14 protein-coding genes are annotated in these 16954 nt (G+C 68.2%); 7 read left to right on the forward strand and 7 right to left on the reverse strand.

The window, feature by feature from the left end; all coding sequences use genetic code 11:
* Nucleotides 1-52: 52 nt before the first annotated feature.
* The 4 genes from ygfZ to FHR90_RS03820 all read left to right on the forward strand — a co-directional run bounded on the left by ygfZ (nucleotide 53) and on the right by FHR90_RS03820 (nucleotide 4977).
* Nucleotides 53-895, forward strand: a complete 843-nt coding sequence (ygfZ, locus tag FHR90_RS03805; RefSeq protein ID WP_176622611.1) for a CAF17-like 4Fe-4S cluster assembly/insertion protein YgfZ — start codon at nucleotides 53-55, stop codon at nucleotides 893-895.
* Nucleotides 892-1314 (forward strand): phosphoribosyl-AMP cyclohydrolase, encoded by a 423-nt coding sequence (gene hisI, locus FHR90_RS03810; protein WP_176622610.1) that lies wholly within the window; start codon nucleotides 892-894, stop codon nucleotides 1312-1314. The genes ygfZ and hisI overlap by 4 nt, the downstream gene beginning before the upstream one ends.
* The gene (lpxB, locus tag FHR90_RS03815) at nucleotides 1311-2453 is read left to right on the forward strand and encodes a lipid-A-disaccharide synthase (protein ID WP_176622608.1); all 1143 of its coding nucleotides are present in this window, start codon (nucleotides 1311-1313) and stop codon (nucleotides 2451-2453) included. Before hisI ends, lpxB begins: the two co-directional genes overlap by 4 nt.
* 175 nt (nucleotides 2454-2628) lie before the next feature.
* Nucleotides 2629-4977, forward strand: a complete 2349-nt coding sequence (locus FHR90_RS03820; RefSeq protein WP_246330004.1) for a TonB-dependent receptor family protein — start codon at nucleotides 2629-2631, stop codon at nucleotides 4975-4977.
* Nucleotides 4978-4979: 2 nt separating this feature from the next.
* Here the strand turns inward: FHR90_RS03820 and FHR90_RS03825 are convergent, their stop codons facing one another.
* The 7 genes from FHR90_RS03825 to FHR90_RS03855 form a co-directional block, all read right to left on the reverse strand.
* Nucleotides 4980-6374 (reverse strand): diguanylate cyclase domain-containing protein, encoded by a 1395-nt coding sequence (locus tag FHR90_RS03825; RefSeq protein ID WP_176622604.1) that lies wholly within the window; start codon nucleotides 6372-6374, stop codon nucleotides 4980-4982.
* Nucleotides 6375-6540: 166 nt separating this feature from the next.
* On the reverse strand, nucleotides 6541-9129 hold the full coding sequence (locus FHR90_RS03830) for a cation:proton antiporter (protein ID WP_176622602.1): 2589 nt from the start codon (nucleotides 9127-9129) through the stop codon (nucleotides 6541-6543).
* A 125-nt stretch (nucleotides 9130-9254) separates the two neighbouring features.
* Nucleotides 9255-9857 carry a thiamine phosphate synthase gene (locus tag FHR90_RS03835; protein WP_183274777.1) on the reverse strand — a complete coding sequence of 201 codons (603 nt, stop codon included), beginning with the start codon at nucleotides 9855-9857 and terminating at the stop codon, nucleotides 9255-9257.
* Nucleotides 9854-10630: a thiazole synthase gene (locus tag FHR90_RS03840; protein ID WP_183274778.1), complete on the reverse strand. Its 777-nt coding sequence runs from the start codon at nucleotides 10628-10630 to the stop codon at nucleotides 9854-9856. Before FHR90_RS03840 ends, FHR90_RS03835 begins: the two co-directional genes overlap by 4 nt.
* 12 nt (nucleotides 10631-10642) lie before the next feature.
* On the reverse strand, nucleotides 10643-10840 hold the full coding sequence (thiS, locus tag FHR90_RS03845; RefSeq protein ID WP_176626631.1) for a sulfur carrier protein ThiS: 198 nt from the start codon (nucleotides 10838-10840) through the stop codon (nucleotides 10643-10645).
* A 5-nt stretch (nucleotides 10841-10845) separates the two neighbouring features.
* A complete protein-coding gene (locus FHR90_RS03850) occupies nucleotides 10846-11793 on the reverse strand; it encodes an FAD-dependent oxidoreductase (RefSeq protein WP_183274779.1) in 948 nt (315 codons plus the stop codon).
* Nucleotides 11790-13127, reverse strand: coding sequence for an amino acid permease (locus FHR90_RS03855; RefSeq protein WP_176624347.1), 1338 nt, complete (start codon nucleotides 13125-13127; stop codon nucleotides 11790-11792). The genes FHR90_RS03850 and FHR90_RS03855 overlap by 4 nt, the downstream gene beginning before the upstream one ends.
* Nucleotides 13128-13215: 88 nt before the next feature.
* On the opposite strand from FHR90_RS03855, the gene FHR90_RS03860 reads away from it, so the two are divergent.
* The 3 genes from FHR90_RS03860 to FHR90_RS03870 all read left to right on the forward strand — a co-directional run bounded on the left by FHR90_RS03860 (nucleotide 13216) and on the right by FHR90_RS03870 (nucleotide 16743).
* Nucleotides 13216-15111, forward strand: a complete 1896-nt coding sequence (locus FHR90_RS03860; protein WP_176624349.1) for a potassium transporter Kup — start codon at nucleotides 13216-13218, stop codon at nucleotides 15109-15111.
* Nucleotides 15112-15273: 162 nt separating this feature from the next.
* Complete coding sequence (locus FHR90_RS03865; RefSeq protein ID WP_176624351.1) at nucleotides 15274-15762, forward strand: DUF3465 domain-containing protein; 489 nt, start codon at nucleotides 15274-15276, stop codon at nucleotides 15760-15762.
* On the forward strand, nucleotides 15763-16743 hold the full coding sequence (locus tag FHR90_RS03870) for an MBL fold metallo-hydrolase (RefSeq protein WP_176624353.1): 981 nt from the start codon (nucleotides 15763-15765) through the stop codon (nucleotides 16741-16743).
* The last annotated feature ends 211 nt before the right edge of the window (nucleotides 16744-16954 follow it).

The following is a 16954-nucleotide window of genomic DNA, read 5'->3' on the forward strand; positions in this document are numbered from 1 at the left end:
GTGGCAGGAGCGGTGCTTGTCGCGGCGATGGGCTGCGCCCACAGTCAGGATCATGGAAAAGACCGCCCTTCTACCTGATCGCGCCGTGATCTCCGTCACCGGAGCCGACCGGGTGTCGTTCCTGCAGGGGCTGGTGTCGAACGACGTCACCCTCGCCGCTCCCGGGCGCGCGGTATGGGCGGCACTGCTGAGCCCGCAGGGCAAGTGGCGGGCGGATTTCTTCATCCTCGACGCGGGAGACCGGCTGCTGCTCGATGTCGAGCGCGGCCAGGCAGACGAGCTGATCGCCGCGCTGACCCGCTTCAGGCTGCGGGCGAAGGTCGAACTGGCGATCGCACCGCTCCGTGTGCTCGCGGCCTGGGATGTCGGCGACGGCACGCCCGCCTCGGCCGGCCCGGAGGCGATCGCCGCGCCCGATCCGCGCCTGCCGGAGGCCGGCTGGCGCATCCTGGTACCCGACGGCACCGGACCCGGCCCGGACGCGGTGGACGACATCGACTGGGACCGTCACCGGCTGCTGCTCGGCCTGCCGGACGGCTCTCGCGATCTCGAGCGCGACCGTACAGTGCTGCTGGAAGCCGGTTTCGACGAGCTCAACGGGATCAGCTGGACCAAGGGCTGCTATATGGGACAGGAACTCACCGCCCGCACCCGCTATCGCGGCCTGGTCAAGCGGCGGCTGGTGCCGGTGGCGTTCGAGGGCGCCGCCCCCGCCCCGGCGACGCCGATCCTGCATGAGGGGATCGAGGTCGGCTCGGTGCGCTCCTCGCGCGACGGGCTCGGCCTCGCCCTGCTGCGCATCACCGACCTTCATGCGCCACTCTATGTCGACGACCACCACCGGGTCTGCGTGCATCTGCCCGACTGGATGCGGCTGCCGGAGGCGTCGTCATGAGCGCCGGCTGGGTGGCTCCCGGCGCGGAGGCGATCGAGGCGATCGTCGCCGCGGCCCGCTTCGATGCGACCGGGCTGATCGCGGCGATCGCCCAGGCCGCGGATGGCGAACGCGAGGTGCTGATGCTGGCCTGGATGAACGAGGCCGCGCTGCGCGAGACGCTGGCAACCGGGCGAGTCTGCTACTACAGCCGCAGCCGGCAGGCACTGTGGCGCAAGGGCGAGACCTCGGGACAGAGGCAGCAGCTCCGCAGCCTGCGTCTCGACTGTGACGGCGACGCGGTGCTGATGGCGGTCGAACAGACCGGGGTCGCCTGCCATACCGGGCGGGTGAGCTGTTTCTATCGCGAGGCCGGTTCGACCGGGTTGCTGGACGCGACCGCGCCGCTGGTCTCGCCCGAGACGCTCTACGGACGATGAGTGCCGCCCCGCTGGTGTGGCTGCTCGCCGGCGAGGCGAGCGGCGACGTGATCGGCGCGCGGCTGATGGCCTCGCTGCGCGCGCTGCGTCCCGAGCTGCGCTTCGCCGGGGTCGGCGGGCCGCGGATGCAGGCGGAGGGGCTCGAAAGCCTGTTCGAGATGCGCGAGCTGTCGGTGATGGGGCTGGTGGAGATCCTGCCGCGCGTGCGGCGTCTGTCGCGACTGATGGCGGCAGCCGAAGCCGATATCGCCGCGCGCCGCCCCGATCTGGTGGTGACCATCGACAGCCCCGGTTTCGCGTTGCGACTGCTCGCACGACTGCGCGGCGTGACCCGCATCCATTATGTCGCGCCCCAGGTCTGGGCGTGGCGCGAGCATCGGGTGAAGCATTATCCGGGGCGCTGGGAGCGGCTGCTGTGCCTGTTGCCGTTCGAGCCGGCGTTCTTCGCGCGGCATGGCATCGAGGCGCGGTTCGTCGGCCATCCGGTGCTGCAATCGGGCGCCGACCGGGGTGACGGCGCGCGCTTCCGCGCCCGGCACGACATCGCGCCGGATGCGCCGGTGCTGATCCTGATGCCCGGCAGCCGTCGCAGCGAGGTGCCGCGCCTGCTGCCGGTGTTCGGCCGTACGCTCGCGCTGCTCAAGGCACGCTTTCCCGATCTGGTGGCCGTGGTGCCGGTGGCACAGGCGGTAGCCGACACGGTGGAGCGGGCGGCACGCGACTGGCCGGTCACCTGCGTGATCGCCACCGATCTCGCCGACAAGCACGACGCCTATGCGGCAGCTGGCGCGGCACTGACCAAATCCGGCACCTCGACGCTCGAGCTCGCCCTGGCCGGCGTGCCGATGGCGGTGACCTACCGCGTCAATCCGCTCACCGCGGCAATCGCGCGGCGGCTGATCCGTGTGCCGCATGTGGCGATGATCAATCTGCTCGCCGCCCGCGCTCTGGTGCCTGAACTGCTGCAGGGCGACTGCCGGGCGGACCGGCTGGCCATGGCGGTGACGACGTTGCTGACCGACGCCGAAACCGCCGGAGCGCAACGCGCTGGGTTTCGCGCCGCGATAAGCGGTCTCGCCCCTCCCGGCGGCACTCCCTCCGATCTCGCGGCCCGCGAGGTGGCGGCGCTGCTGCCCTGAGGAACGCCCGAGTATGGCGTAACCAATCGTGAGTTTGTTGCGGGCACAATCGGCTCTCTGCTAACGAATCGATCTGCATGTCGGCTATGCGACGAACGCATAGCTTGCGAGGAGATCGCTGATGGCCCCCAAATATGCCCCTGTCCTGCCGCGCCGGAGGGCTGCGCGACCGGCCATGGCTCTGATCACGACCCTGACATTCTGTGCAGGCAGCCCCCTCACGCTGGCCGACGCGGCGAAGCCGAAGGCCAGATCCCATCATCGCCCTGCGGCGAAGCCGGTGGCGAGCAGCGTCGAGACGGTCAGCGTGGTGGCCCGGCGCGCACGACCGCATGCGGCGGTCGAGGTGGTCAGTCGTGAGCAGATGGACCGCTTCATCGCCGGCAGCTCGCCGATGCAGATCCTCGCCCGGACGACGCCGGGGGCGAACTTCACTTCCGACGACGCCTTCGGCCTCGATACGGTGGCGAACCTGCTCTACGTGCGCGGCTTCAACCAGACCCAGCTCGGCGTGGCGATGGACGGCATCCCGATGGGCGGCCAGGGTTTCCACAACTGGAACGGCCTCGGTGTCGACCAGATGCAGATCCAGGAAAACATCACCGGCCTGACCATGTCGCAGGGCGCGGGCGCGCTCGACATTCCGTCGGCGCAGACGCTGGGGGGTGCGATCACCTTCACCACCGACGATCCCGAAGACAGGCTGGGCGGTCGCGTCAGCCAGCTTTTCGGCAGCAACAACGGCTTCCGCACCTTCGCCCGCATCGACAGCGGCGTGCTGAACGCGACCGGCACCAAGTTCTACGTCTCGTACGCACGCACCGCGCAGGACATGTGGAAAGGCTTCGGCGACCAGCAGGAACACCAGGCGAATGCGAAACTGGTTCAGCCGATCAACACACGCGGCAAGATCACCGCCGTGTTCGACTACTCCAATTTCGACCAGTACAACTATCTCAGCCTGACCAAGAACATGTGGCGCCTGCTCGGTCGAGACTACACCTATCTCAAGCCGGATTACGAGCTGGCCAAGGAGTATGCCGTCGCCGCACAGAACGGCACCATTCCGGCCGGACTGCCGGCCGGCATCACCGCCGACGAGGTCGGCGACATCGCCTATGACGGCACCCAGGAACAGCGCAATTACCTCTCGGCAGTCACCGGCGACTACAGGCTGACATCGCAGCTGAACTCGAAGACGATCGCCTATGCGCATGTCTCCAACGGCGTGTATCAGGGCACCAACAATTTCCTCACCTCGCCCGATTCCGGCGTGCCGATGGTCTCGCAGGCCGGCCATCCCGACGTGCGCCGGATCGGCTTCACGCAAGCCTTCGACCTCAAGCTCGACCACCACGATATCCAGACCGGCGTGTGGTACGAGAACGACCGCTTCCGCTACCCGTCGCGCCTCTACGAGGACGGCGTCGACGCCGCGCACAACTCCAAGAGCGACTACTATGCCTGGCAGGCGACGACATGGTGGTCGGATGCGTTCAACACCAACACCTTCCAGTATTATCTCCAGGACAGCTGGCATCTGCGGCCCGACATGGTGCTGCTGGCGGGGTTCAAATCGCTGGTGCAGACCACCCATGGCGGCACCAAGGAAGACAACAGCTCCGATCTCGCTGCCTGGGGCGTGTATTACAGCCATCCGGCGGCCGGCAGCCTGACGGCTGCGAACGGATTCCTGCCTCACTTCTCCTGGGACTGGCATTTCCTGCATCATCACGAGCTTTACTGGGATATCGCCGAGAACATGCGCGCCTATGATTTCGGTTCGCAGTCCGGGTCGGGAAATCCATGGGGCGGGCTGGGCAGCTCCACCAACTCGGCGCAATCCGTGTTCGATGCAGCCCGCCAGACGCTCAGACCGGAGCGCTCCTGGAACTACGTGGTGGGCTATCGCTTCGATTCGACGATCTTTTCGGGCAGCGCCGACTACTATCACACCGATTTCATCAACCGCCTCGCCGCCATCACCACCGGACCGGCCGACAATGCCTATTCGGCCTTCGTCAATGTCGGCCACGAGACGATGAACGGCGCCGACGTGCTGGGCACGATCCGGCCGCTGCGCGGGCTGGAACTCACCAACAGCTTCAGCTGGAACGATGCGACCTATGAAGGCGCGCTGCCCTCATCCGGCGGCGACAGCATCGACATCAAGGGACGCCACCAAGTCTATTATCCGAAATACATGTACAAGGCCAACCTCAACTACACGTATCACGGCGTGGTTTTCAATTTTGCCGCGACGTACAACGCCAAACGCCCGATGACCTATACCAACGACGAATACATTCCCTCCTACTGGACGACGGACCTCACCGTTTCCTACGATTTCGTCAACATCCCGCATCTGCGCGACCTGAAGATTTCCTTCGGGATCACCAACCTCGCCAACCAGAACTATATCGGCGGCGTCTACGGTGCCGCCGCGATCAGCGGCGACGACAATGCCAACCTGTTCGTCGCGGCACCGCGTCAGTATTTCGGCACCGTGGCGGCGCGGTTCTGATGTCACGCCACCGATTGCAGTGAGGCCGCAGGCGCATGGGCGACGCGGAAGGTTGCGCGCCCTGCGGCCTTGGCGGCATAGAGCGCCTCGTCGGCGCTCTGTATCAGCGCGCCCTCATGGCAAAGCGGGGTGCTGATCGCCGCACCGATGCTGACTGTCACGGCACGGCCAGGCAAGGCTTCATAGGGGCGCTGCAGGATGTCGAGGACGCCGTCGCAGCGACGCGCGCAGTCGGCGACGCTGTCGATGGGAACCATCAGCACGAACTCGTCCCCGCCGAAGCGCCCCGCGCGGCCGTCGCACTCACCGGCGATCGACAGCAGCCGTCCGGCAAAAGCCTGCAGCAGCCGGTCGCCGCTGGAGTGGCCGAACGTGTCGTTGATCGATTTGAAGTGATCGATGTCGAGGAACAGCAGCGCGAAGCGGTGCCCGGAGTCCAGCGCCGCGCTCAACTGGCGCCGAAACAGCCAGCGGTTCATCAGCAGTGTCAGCGGATCGTGCGAGGACGCATGACGCAGGCGGATCTCGCTGCGGCGCAGACGCCGCTCCGAGCGGGCACGCTCGGCAAGCATGATGTTCGCCGGCAGCACGGTCAGCAACAGGGTGATGAGGAAGGGCTGAAGCAGGATATAGCCCGGCCAGCTCCCATGCTGCGCCGCCAGCATCGCCATCGGGCCCACGCCGTGTGCCGTCAGCGCCGACGCGCAGGTGGAGACGACGAAGATGGTCATCAGGATCAGCGACGGCCCGAACTGCATCGCCAGCCACGACAGGCACGGATAGAGCAGCAGGTAGCATTGCGTGCCCGCGAAGACGAAAGAGACGACCGACGCACCGGCGGCCAGGAGTGGCAGGACCGCCCCGGCGAGGCGGCGACGCCGCCACAGGCCCGACAGATCGATCCTGCGCAGACCTGAATGCGCAATCACGACTGTCATCGGCATTGCCAGCAGCAGGCCGAGCGCGTCGCAGCAGATCCATTGGATGAAGTCGAGTCCGAGCAGGCCGCCACCGTTGATCAAGGCCGTCAGCAGCGTTCCGACGCAAGCCTCCACGCAGGCAGAGACCAGCGCGATGAGGCCGAACACCGACAGTCTGCGGATCCGCGTCAGATCTGTGGTCGCGCCGCAGAAGCGCCGCGCGGCAGCGGCGGCGATGACTGACTGAAACAGGTTGAGCAGCACGTAGAGAGCGTTATTGGTCAGTGACCAGGGCTTGAGCAGGTTGAGTGCGAAGTTGATGACAAGGCAGGCAGCAACCACGGCCACGACCTGCCCCGACCGCAGCACGAGGAGTGCCGCGCTCAACGCGGCATTGGCGCTCCAAAACGAGGAATAGCCTTGCTGATCGCAGCACAGCAGCCGCACGACCAGTGCATTCAGCGTGAACCACGCCACCAGCAGCGCGGCATCGCCCGTCGATCGTCGCCGCTCCGCCTGCCTCGCGAATGTGAGCCGCATCGCGCCCTCCCGCCCCGTCGCGACCTGCAGACACGAAGGGGCCCGACGCCTGCGAGACCGATCCTAGGCAGCAAGGCGTTAACGGGAAGTTGAGGCGTGCGGCCTAATCGTCATAGGCGGCGCGCAGATCCGACAGGCTGCCGCTGGCGATGCGCATGAGCTGGCGGCGCTCCTCGAGCCCCAGATCGGGTACGCGGTCGACCTGGGGATCCGGCATCACCGCCGCCTCCGGCAGCGCCATCACATTGCGCGCGATGACCGGATGCTCGGCGACCAGACGGCGGAAATCGGCCCGGCTGAGGGCCAGCAGGTGACCGAAGCTCAGCGAGCGCACCGTGGCCGGCAGCGGCCGGTCGTCAAGCACCTCGCGGCCGCCGACGATGCTGCCGGGGCCGAACTCGATGTCGTGTTCGGCGATGTGCGCCTCCAGCCGCCCCGCGCTGACCAGATAGACGGTGCGCGGCTTGCGGTCGCGTTCGAGCAGCGTCTCGCCCGGCCAGGCGAAATGGATCGAGGCGGTCATCGCCAGATCGTGCAGGGCGGCATCCGGCAGGTCGGCGAGCGCGGGGAAGCGGCGGATGCGCTCCTCGATGCCACCCTTGAGGTTGAATTTCAGCCGCCGGTCGAAGGCGTTGCGACGGGTTTCCACGTCGCGCAGGATACGCTCGTGCAGTTCCTCGCCGATCAGCGCCTCGTCGAGCATGTCGTCGTATTCCTGGCTCTCCAGACGCAGCGCGATCAGCCGCAACAGGCGCGATTCGAGCGCCTCCGCGTAGCCCGAATAGTGCAGTCGCATGGTATCGAGTGCGGCAGAAAGCTGCTTCTCGCGCCGCTCGATGACTTCGGAAACGATCTCGGCGACGCGCCCGCCCAGCATCGGCTCCATCCGGCGCTGCATGAAGCGGCGCAGCGCGGTCGAGATGAGATGCGTGATCATCAGCATCTCGAAGCGTTCCATCATCGCATACATCAGCAGCCGGTCGATGCGGAAGCGATAGTGGATCCACTGCGCGAGGCGAAAGCGGAAGGTGGGCTGAAGGCGCCGTCGCGCGGCACGCACATAGCCGTAGCGGCCGTCCATGCGCGCGCCGTCGATCATCGCCTCGGCGGTGCGCAGCAGGTTCTCCATCACCGGGCGCGACAGGCCGCGGATCTTGAACAGGTCGAGCAGGATCGAGCGTTCCTGGGTCGCCGCGGTAATCAGCGCGAGCGTCACGCGCTGGCGGTCGGTGAGCGCGGTGTCGAAGGTGTTGGCCTCCTCCTCGTCGGCGATGCGGCGGTCGAGATGCTCGACGACATGGCGGACGGAATGGCCGGAAATGCCGAGATCGGAGGCAAGCTGCCGCGTCTTGTCGCGCACCTCGCCCAGGCCAAGGGCGAGCACCTGATGATGCAGGGCGGAATCGATCGGCGAAAGCTGGTCGAGCTTGAAGAACAGCACCAGGTAACGCAGCGTCACCCCGTTCACCAGCAGGGTGATGAGCACGAAGCCGGTGGCGATGACGCCGACGAAATGCGCGACCGCAGCCGAGACGTTCTGGTTCTCTGTCACGGCGAGAGCAAGGGCAAGGGTGATCGCGCCGCGCAGACCACCCCACCAGATCGTCACCTTGTAGGGGTTGGGCACCGGCCGCGACAACCCGGCGATGGTCAGCAGCGGCAACAGGCCGAACAGGATCAGGCCACGCGCAGCCAGGGCGGCGACCAGCGCGACAGCGATCAGCACCCAGTCCCAACCGGTCATGCCGAACAGCAGGCGCGGCACCAGCATCGAGGCCAGCACGAACACCAGCGAGCCCGCCCAGAACACGAGCTGCTCCCACAGTTCGCGCAGGAAGCTCCAGGTCTTGGGGCGCAGCGTCGAGGGACCATAGACCGACACCGTCAGCCCGGCCGCGGCGGTGGCGACCACGCCGGAGAAGCCGAGCATGTCGTCACAGACGATATAGGCGATGTAGGGCAAGGCCAGCGTCAGCGTGACCTCTCCGGCGACCGTGCCGCCGAAGAAGGTGATCAGCCACAGCGTCACCCGCCCCATTACCACGCCGACGGCGAGCGCGCCGACAAAGGAGACGACGAACGTCCACGCCGCCTGCATCACGCCCACCTCGGCGTGGGTGGTGGTGGCGTGCAGCAGGATGGTGAAGATCGAGATCGCGGCGGCGTCGTTGAGCAGCGCCTCGCCCTCGACCAGCCGGGTCAGCCGGCTCGATGCGCCGATGTCGCGGAAGATCGCGCTCACCGCCGACGGATCGGTGTTTGCCACGATCGCGCCCAGCATCAGGCACACCGTGAGACTCATGTTGGTAAACGGATACAGCGCGAACCCGATCGCGGTGAAGCTGACCATCACCGCCACCACCGCCATCAGCAGCACCGTGGTCAGGTCGTGCCACAGGCGGCGCACGTCGATCGCAAGCGCCCCCTGGAACACCAGGATCGGCAGGAAGATCAGCAGGAAGATCTCGCTGTCGCCGGGGATCTGCACCAGCGTGCGTGCGGCATCGTCGAACCTGTTGGTCAGCGGCGTGCGCAGCAGCACATCGGCGAGACCGCCGATCAGTACGCCGACGAAGGCGAGCAGGATGGTCTCGGGCAGCTCCAGCCGGCGCGCGACCGGCTGGATGGCGCTGACCACCACCAACAGGATGGCGATGGTCAGCAGCACGGCGGAGAGGCCGGAAATCATCATCGTGTTGCGGCAGCCTCCGTCGATCGTGTCGGAACAGCAACGCCTGCTCAGGCATCAGGCAGTATTGTGCCACCGATTATCCGTCACGCCGACCCCGGACCGGGTAAAAATGCCTCACCGACCGATCAATCCGTCTCCACTGCCGCGATCCAGGCGCGGGCGCGTGCTTCGGGATCGGCATGCGCGAGCACATCGGAGACCACCGCCACCGCATCGGCCCCGGCCGCGCGGCAGGCGCGGGCACGCTCGAGGGTGATGCCGCCGATCGCGACCAGCGGCAATGCGCCGATCCGGGCGCGCCAGGCCCCGAGCCGGGCGAGGCCCTGCGGCGCCCAGGGCATCTTCTTGAGCGTGGTCGGCCAGATCGGGCCTAGGGCCACGTAGTCAGGGGCCACCGACAGCGCACGGTCGAGCTCGGCCTCGTCATGCGTACTGACGCCCAGTTTCAGCCCGGCGCGTCGGATGGCGGGCAGGTCGGCGGTATCGAGATCCTCCTGGCCGAGATGCAGCGCCTGCGCGCCCTGCGCGACCGCCAGCTCCCAGTGATCGTTGACCACTAACAGCGCGCCTGCCGCCTGACAGGCCGCAAGGGCCGCGTCGATCTCGCGCGACAGCCGCACCGTGTCGTCGGACTTGATCCTGAGCTGCACCAGCCGCGCGCCGGCGCCTGTCAGCCGCGACACCCAGGACGCACTGTCCACCACCGGATAGAACCCCGGCAGCCTCACTGGAACGGCGTGCCGAGCACCGGCGTGGAGGGAGCGGCCATGTCGCGCATCGGCACCGGCCCGGCCTCGAACCCGGCGCGGCCGGCCTCGATCGCCAGCGCCATCGCCCGCGCCATCGCCACCGGATCGCCCGCCCCGGCCACCGCCGTATTGAGCAGGATGCCGTCGAACCCTAGCTCCATCGCCGCCGCGGCGTGGCTCGGCAGGCCGATCCCGGCGTCGACGATCAGCGGGATGTCGGGATGATGCGCCCGCAGCGCACGCAGGCCGTAGACGTTGTTGAGCCCCCTGCCCGTGCCGATCGGCGCGCCCCAGGGCATCAGCACCTCGCAGCCGGCGTCGCGCAGATGTGCGGCGGTGACCAGATCCTCGGTGCAGTAGGGCAGCACGCGGAACCCGTCGGCGGTGAGCTCACGCGCCGCCTCCACCAGGCCGAACGGGTCGGGATGCAGCGTGTCGGCCTCGCCGATCACCTCGAGCTTGATCCAGTCGGTCTCGAAGATCTCGCGCGCCATCTGCGCGGTGGCGATCGCCTCGCGTGCCGAATGGCAGCCGGCGGTATTGGGCAGCACGCGCACGCCGAGTTCGCCGAGCAGCGCGAAGAACCGCTGCTGTCCCGAGGCCGCGCCGCCGGTCTCACGTCGCACCGACACCGTCACCACCCCAGCCGACGAGGCACGCACCGCATCGGCCAGCACCGCGGGCGAGGGATATTGCGCCGTGCCGAGCAGCAAGCGCGAGGCCAGCTCGACGCCGTAAAGACTGAAACCCATCGTCGCGCGCTTTCAGCCGCCCTGCATCGGGCCGACGATCTCGACGCTGCTGCCCGGCCGCAAGGCGGCGGAACCGCGCGCCCGGACGGCGACGAAATCGCCGTCCAGCGCGGTCGCGACCCGGGCCGAGGCCAGGCCGAGCTCATCGATCAGGGCGGCGAGGTCACCGGCCACACAGTCGCGGCTCTCGCCGTTGAGCAGGATCTGCATGAGGGTCAGTCTAGCGCCGACACCGCCTGCGCGCCAAGCCACGGGCCGAGCAGGAAGCCATGGCGGAAGGCGCCATTGGCGTGCCAGACTCCAGCCGCGTCGCGGATCAGGGCGGGCAGGTTGTCGTCGAAACCCGGTCGCAGCCCCGCACCGAGCTCCAGCATCTCCGCCTCGGCGAAGGCCGGGTGCAGCGCGTAGGCCGCGTTCATCAGTTCGACCGCCGAGCGCAACGTCATCGGCCCCGCACGGCCACCTTCGAGCATGGTCGCACCCACCATGAAGCGGCCATCGCCACGAGGCACGACATACAGCGGGATACGTGGGTGCAGCAGCCGCACCGGACGCGACAGCGCCACCTCGCGGCTGGACAGCATCACCATCTCGCCGCGAATGCCGCGCAGACCGGCCAGTGCGTCGGTCGCCGCCGTGCCTCGGCAGTCGAGCCGGCGATCGCCGGGCAGCGGCGCGGGCTCTGCCTCGAGACAGGCGACGCCGTGCCGACGCAACGCCCCGGCCAGCGCGTCCAGCGCGCGGCGCGGGTCGAGATGCGCCTCGCCGGGGAAAAACAGGCCCTGGGTGAAGCGTCCGGCCAGAGCGGGCTCGAGTTCAGCGATCGCCTCGGCATCGACGCGCTCGTGACCGCTGGTGCGGGCGGCAAAGCGGGCCAGGTCGGGCACGTCGCGGCTGGAGGCGACGACCAGCGTGCCGGCGCGCACCACGCCCGGGACGTGCGCCGCCCACCAGTCGATTGCGCCGGCCGCGCGCTCGACCAGCACCGCGCCCGCCGCCTCCGCCTCGCACCAGGGGGCGAGCATGCCGCCGGCCAGATGCGAGGCGCCAGAGCGCGTCGGCACGCCGGCGGGATCGACCACCACCACCTCGCGCCCTGCTTCGGCCAGGCAGGTGGCGGCAACCAGCCCGGCTACCCCCGCGCCACGCAGGACGATCCTCATCCGAAGCGCCGACGCAGGCCCCAGCCGAGCCCGGCGACGGCGAGCGAGGCGAGGCTGAGCAGGAATTGCGGCCGCTGCGCCGGGATCAGGCTCATCGCGATACAGACCCCGGCAATGCCCGCCAGCACGATCGCGCTGGCCAGGGGAATCATCATCCCCTGCGCGCGGCGCCAGCGTCCGTAGCCGGCGGCGATCAGCGCGTAGACGAACAGGATGGTGGTGCCGGAGGTCGCCACCAGGAAGGCGAACACCCGGTCGGGCGAGACGATCGAGGCGATGGCGGCGAGGAACCCGGCACTCGCGCCGGCCAGCGTGGCGCGCACCGGTACGCGCGAGCGCCCCACCGCGACCAGCGCCTTGGGCGCATCGCCGCGCCCGGCGAGCTCGAACATCATCCGCGAGGTGACATAGAGGCCCGAATTGAGACAGGACAGCACCGCGATCAGGATCACCACGGTCATCAGATCGGCCGCACCCGGGATGCCGAGGCGTTGCATGGCGGTGACGAACGGCGAATGGCCAGGGCGGATGCCGGGCCAGGCGACGATACACAGCACCAGCGCGATCGCGCCGAGATAGAAGGTCGCGATGCGCAGCGCCACGGTGCGGGCGGCACGGGCGACGTTGCGCGGGGGATCGTCGGATTCGGCGGCCGCGATGGTGGCGATCTCTGAGCCGGTGAGCGAGAAGATCACTACCGGCACAGCCGCCGCGACCCCCGACAGGCCGAGCGGCAGCAGCCCTCCTGCCCCGGCGAGGCGCGACAGGCGGGCCGCCTCGGGTCCGAAGGCGCCGAACAGGGCGGCGAGGCCGAGGGTGATGAACAGCCCGATCGCCGCCACCTTGAGCAGCGAGAACCAGTATTCGAACTCGCCATAGGCCCGCACCGAGAGCAGGTTGACCGCCGTCATCGCCGCGATCAACACGAGGCCGAGCAGCCAGACCGGGGGCGCTGCGGGACCGAGCAGCCCGGCCAGGAGCGAGGCCCCGGCCACCGTCTCCGCACCCACCGCCACCACCCAGAAATACCAGTACAGCCAGCCGGTGACGAAACCCGCCCAGCGGCCCAGCCCGAACGCCGCATAGCCGGCATGGCTGCCGCGGCCGGGCTCGGCGATCGCCATCGCGCCCAGCATGCGCATCACGAGCCACACGATCAGCCCGGCGAAGGCGTAGCTCAGCAGCACCGCCGGACCGGCGGTGGCGATCGCCGCCGAACTGCCGACGAACAGCCCCGCGCCCACCACGCCTCCGAGCGCGATCATCGCCACGTGGCGCGCGCGCAGCGAGGCGGCGAGTGCGCCGGTGGCCGGGGGAGAGAGGGTCGCACTCATCGGAGGCGAGTGTTCCGCTTGTATCGTTTTGATGCAAGGCGGCACCGGCATCTCGCCGCCCGGTCAGGGTCGTGCCAGTGTGCCGCGCATGACGCAGAAGACGCCATCGAAGCCTGGCAAGCCGCTCGCCACCGCCATGCTGGCCGCTCTCGGCATCGTCTACGGCGATATCGGCACCTCGCCGCTCTATACACTGCAGACCGTGGTGCAGTCCTTCGGACATGTGCCGGGCACGGCCGACGTGCTGGGCGCGCTGTCGATGATCTTCTGGGCGCTGCTGATCACCGTCTCGTTCAAGTATTGCGGACTGGCGATGCGCGCCGACGTGCATGGCGAGGGCGGTATCCTGATGCTGATGTCGCTGCTCGGCGCCTACCGGACCGGAGCGGCGGTGCTGACCACGATGGGACTGTTCGGCGCCGCGCTCATCTATGGCGACGGCGCCGTCACCCCGGCGATCTCGGTGCTGAGCGCGCTGGAAGGCCTGAACGTGCTCACCGATGCGGCCAAGCCGTTCATCCTGCCCGGCGCGGTGGCGATCCTGGCCGGGCTGTTCGCGGCGCAGTCACTGGGCACGGCCGTGATCGGCCGCGCCTTCGGGCCGGTGATGGCGCTGTGGTTCGCGGTGATCGGGGTGATCGGCGCCATCCATATCGTGCGCGACCCCGCCGTGCTGGCGGCGGCCGACCCGGCCTACGCGCTCCACAGCTTCATGACATTGAAATGGCAGGGCTTTTTGGTGCTCGGCGCGGTGGTTCTCGCCATCACCGGCGGCGAGGCGCTCTATGCCGACATGGGCCATGTCGGGCGCCGGCCGATCCGGATCTCGTGGTTCACTCTGGTGCTGCCCTGCCTGTTGCTGAGCTATGCCGGCCAGGCGGCGGTGCTGACGCACAAGCCGAATACGCAGGACAATCCGTTCTTCACCGCCTTCGACGAACTGCATCTCGGCCATGGCGCGCTGATCGCGCTGGTGATCCTGGCCACCGTCGCCACCATCATTGCCAGCCAGTCAATCATCACCGGCGCGTTCTCGCTGACGCGCCAGGCGATGCAGCTCGGCTGGTTCCCGGGCCTGCGCATCCGGCAGACCTCGGCCGAGGAACACGGTCAGATCTACGTTCCGGTGGTGAACTGGACGATGATGGTCGCCACTCTCGGCCTGGCCCTCGCCTTCCGCAGCTCGGCGCGGCTGTCGACCGCCTATGGCACCGCGGTCTCGACGACGATGCTGCTGACCACCATCCTGCTGATCGTGCTGATGCGCCGGCGCTGGCAGTGGCCGTGGCTGGCCATCGTGCCGATTGGCGGGCTGCTGGCGGTGGTCGATGGTGCTTTCTTCGCGGGCAACATGCTCAAGCTCACCGATGGGGGCTGGGTGCCGCTGGCGATGGGGGCGGCGATCTTCGTGCTGATGACCACCTGGCGGCGGGGCCAGCGCGCGATCGGCAAGCGCCTCGCCACACTCGACGAATCGCGCGAGGCGCTGATGGCCGAGCTGGTCGCCGGCACACTGGCGCGCACGCCGGGCACAGGCATCTTCCTGACCGGCAGCAAGCGCGCCATCCCCGAACCGATGCGCCTGCTCGCCTCCCAGGTCCGCGCGTTGCCCCGCACCGCGATCGCATTATCCGTGGTGTTCAGCGACGAGCCCTATATCTTCAGTGACGACAAGGTCAGTTTCGAAAAGACTGGCCCGGGCATGTTCAAGATCGTCGCCACCTTCGGCTTCGCGGAGATCCCGAGCCTCAAGCGCGCCCTCGACCTCGCTGCCGCGAAGGGCTGCCCGGTCGATGCGGAGCATGTGATCTTCTATTCTGCGGCCGAGGACGTGATCGCCGCCCCGGATCGCGCCGACCGCATCCTGCCCGCCTGGCAGCGCTGGCTGTTCGGACTGTTGCGGCGCAATGCCGTGCGCCCGGTCGATCTGCTGTCGCTGCCGCGGGAGCGTTATCTCGCCCTCAGCCGCCAGCTCGAACTCTGAGGGCACGATGGGTCTGGAACGGCCATCTGGCGCGCGTTTGCTGTGCTTCGGTGCTCACGGCCATCAAGGCCGCTCCGCTCCGATGCTCGCAGGCCGCACGCCATCTGACCATTCCAGACCCATCGTGCGACTCCCCACCATCATCAAACAAGGTCCCCGATCATGCTTCGCCCTGGTCTGATCGCCGTTCTTGCCTTTGTCGCCAGTCCAGCACTCGCGCATTCGCATCATCATCGCCATGCTTCGGCCGGCAACAACGTCACCGTGCAGGCGGCGAACTGCGACAATGCGAAGTTCCTCGCCGACCAGAAGCGCTTCGCCAGCGGCGAACTGCGTGACGATGTGCCCGAGACGGTCTGCGGCACGGCAGGACAGGTGCTGCGCAGCAAGACGACCCGCTCGGGACTGCACGGCTATTTCTATCTGACCCTGTCGGGCGGCGCTGGCGGCAGCATCGAGATCGTCTCCGATCTCGACGAGATGAAGGCGCCGGCCTGGCCCTGGGTGAAGACCGGCGACACGGTGCAGGTGACGGGCCGCTACTATTATGACAGCGCCTCGCGGCAGGGGATCGACTGGACCCATCACGGATCGTCGCGCAAATGGCCGTTTCCCGGCTCGGTGACGGTCAACGGCACCGTCTATCAGTAAGTGGCCCGCAACCCGTATTATTCAGGCCCGGTCAGCGACCATTTCGACGGCCTGCATTTCCGCAACCCCGGCGAGACCAACACGAACCGCTCCTTCGCGGCCGTGCTGCGCTGGCGCTGGCAGACACGCCACCAGCGCGGGGCATGGCCCGACCATGTCGCCGTCACGCCGGTAGTGCCCGAACGACGTGTCGACGGACTGCGCGCCACCCCGGTCGGCCATTCCACCGTGCTGTTGCAGATGGACGGCCGCAACATCCTCACCGACCCGGTCTGGTCCAAGCGCGCCGGCCCGTTCAACCGCATCGGCCCGGTGCGCGTCGCCGCACCCGCGATCCGTCTCGAGGATCTGCCGCCGATCGATGCGGTGCTGCTGTCGCACAACCATTACGACCATTTCGACGTGCCATCCCTCAGGCGCCTGCACCGCGACCATGCGCCCCTCTTCGTCACCCCGCTCGGCAACGACACGCTACTGCGCCGTCACCTGCCGGATGCGAAGATCGCCGTGCGCGACTGGGGAGATCGCATCGACATGGCCGGACTGGCGGTACACCTCACGCCCGCCCTGCACTGGTCCGCCCGGACCCTGCGCGACCGGCGCGCGGCCCTGTGGTGCGGCTTCGTGATCCGCTCGCAACACCATGGGGTCTACTATGTCGGCGACAGCGGGTATGGTGACGGCACGATCTTCCGTCAGATCGGCCGCGACCATCCCGGCCTCGACCTCGCCCTGATCCCGATCGGCGCCTACGCACCGCGCTGGTTCATGGCCTCCGCCCATGTCGACCCGCAGGATGCCGTGCGCATCTTCACCGATTGTGGCGCGGCGCACGCCATGGGCGTGCACTGGGGCACGTTCCGGCTGTCGGACGAGGCCTACGACGCCCCCGCGCAGGAACTCCATGCCTCCCTCGTCGAGGAAGGCCTGCCGCCGGACCGCTTCCTCCCGGCTCGAGCGGGACTGTCGCGGGATTTCTGATCGTGCCTCAAGCGGGCTCCAGTGCCAGACGTGCCCAGCGTTCGTGCGTGCACCACACACCGTCTATCTTGAGGTATCCCGGTGAAAGGCCTTCCTTGCAAAAAGCAAGTCGCCTGTGTACCGCCCGCAGATTGTGAGACACCGATCTGAAGCCTACGCGGCGACGGCCGCGAGTGGAAGCTGCGCGGCGCGGATTGCGGCCGGTGGCCGG

This window comes from Endobacter medicaginis (assembly GCF_014192375.1).
Classification (GTDB): Bacteria; Pseudomonadota; Alphaproteobacteria; order Acetobacterales; family Acetobacteraceae; genus Endobacter; species Endobacter medicaginis.

What these genes read in the sequence shown, in the direction of transcription:
- FHR90_RS03860 (WP_176624349.1), top strand. Translation starts at nt 13,216, where the DNA reads ATGACGCAGAAGACGCCATCGAAGCCTGGCAAGCCGCTCGCCACCGCC.
- FHR90_RS03850 (WP_183274779.1), bottom strand. Translation starts at nt 11,793, where the DNA reads ATGAGGATCGTCCTGCGTGGCGCGGGGGTAGCCGGGCTGGTTGCCGCC.
- lpxB (WP_176622608.1), top strand. Translation starts at nt 1,311, where the DNA reads ATGAGTGCCGCCCCGCTGGTGTGGCTGCTCGCCGGCGAGGCGAGCGGC.
- FHR90_RS03865 (WP_176624351.1), top strand. Translation starts at nt 15,274, where the DNA reads ATGCTTCGCCCTGGTCTGATCGCCGTTCTTGCCTTTGTCGCCAGTCCA.
- ygfZ (WP_176622611.1), top strand. Translation starts at nt 53, where the DNA reads ATGGAAAAGACCGCCCTTCTACCTGATCGCGCCGTGATCTCCGTCACC.
- FHR90_RS03820 (WP_246330004.1), top strand. Translation starts at nt 2,629, where the DNA reads ATGGCTCTGATCACGACCCTGACATTCTGTGCAGGCAGCCCCCTCACG.
- FHR90_RS03840 (WP_183274778.1), bottom strand. Translation starts at nt 10,630, where the DNA reads ATGGGTTTCAGTCTTTACGGCGTCGAGCTGGCCTCGCGCTTGCTGCTC.
- FHR90_RS03855 (WP_176624347.1), bottom strand. Translation starts at nt 13,127, where the DNA reads ATGAGTGCGACCCTCTCTCCCCCGGCCACCGGCGCACTCGCCGCCTCG.
- thiS (WP_176626631.1), bottom strand. Translation starts at nt 10,840, where the DNA reads ATGCAGATCCTGCTCAACGGCGAGAGCCGCGACTGTGTGGCCGGTGAC.
- FHR90_RS03830 (WP_176622602.1), bottom strand. Translation starts at nt 9,129, where the DNA reads ATGATGATTTCCGGCCTCTCCGCCGTGCTGCTGACCATCGCCATCCTG.
- hisI (WP_176622610.1), top strand. Translation starts at nt 892, where the DNA reads ATGAGCGCCGGCTGGGTGGCTCCCGGCGCGGAGGCGATCGAGGCGATC.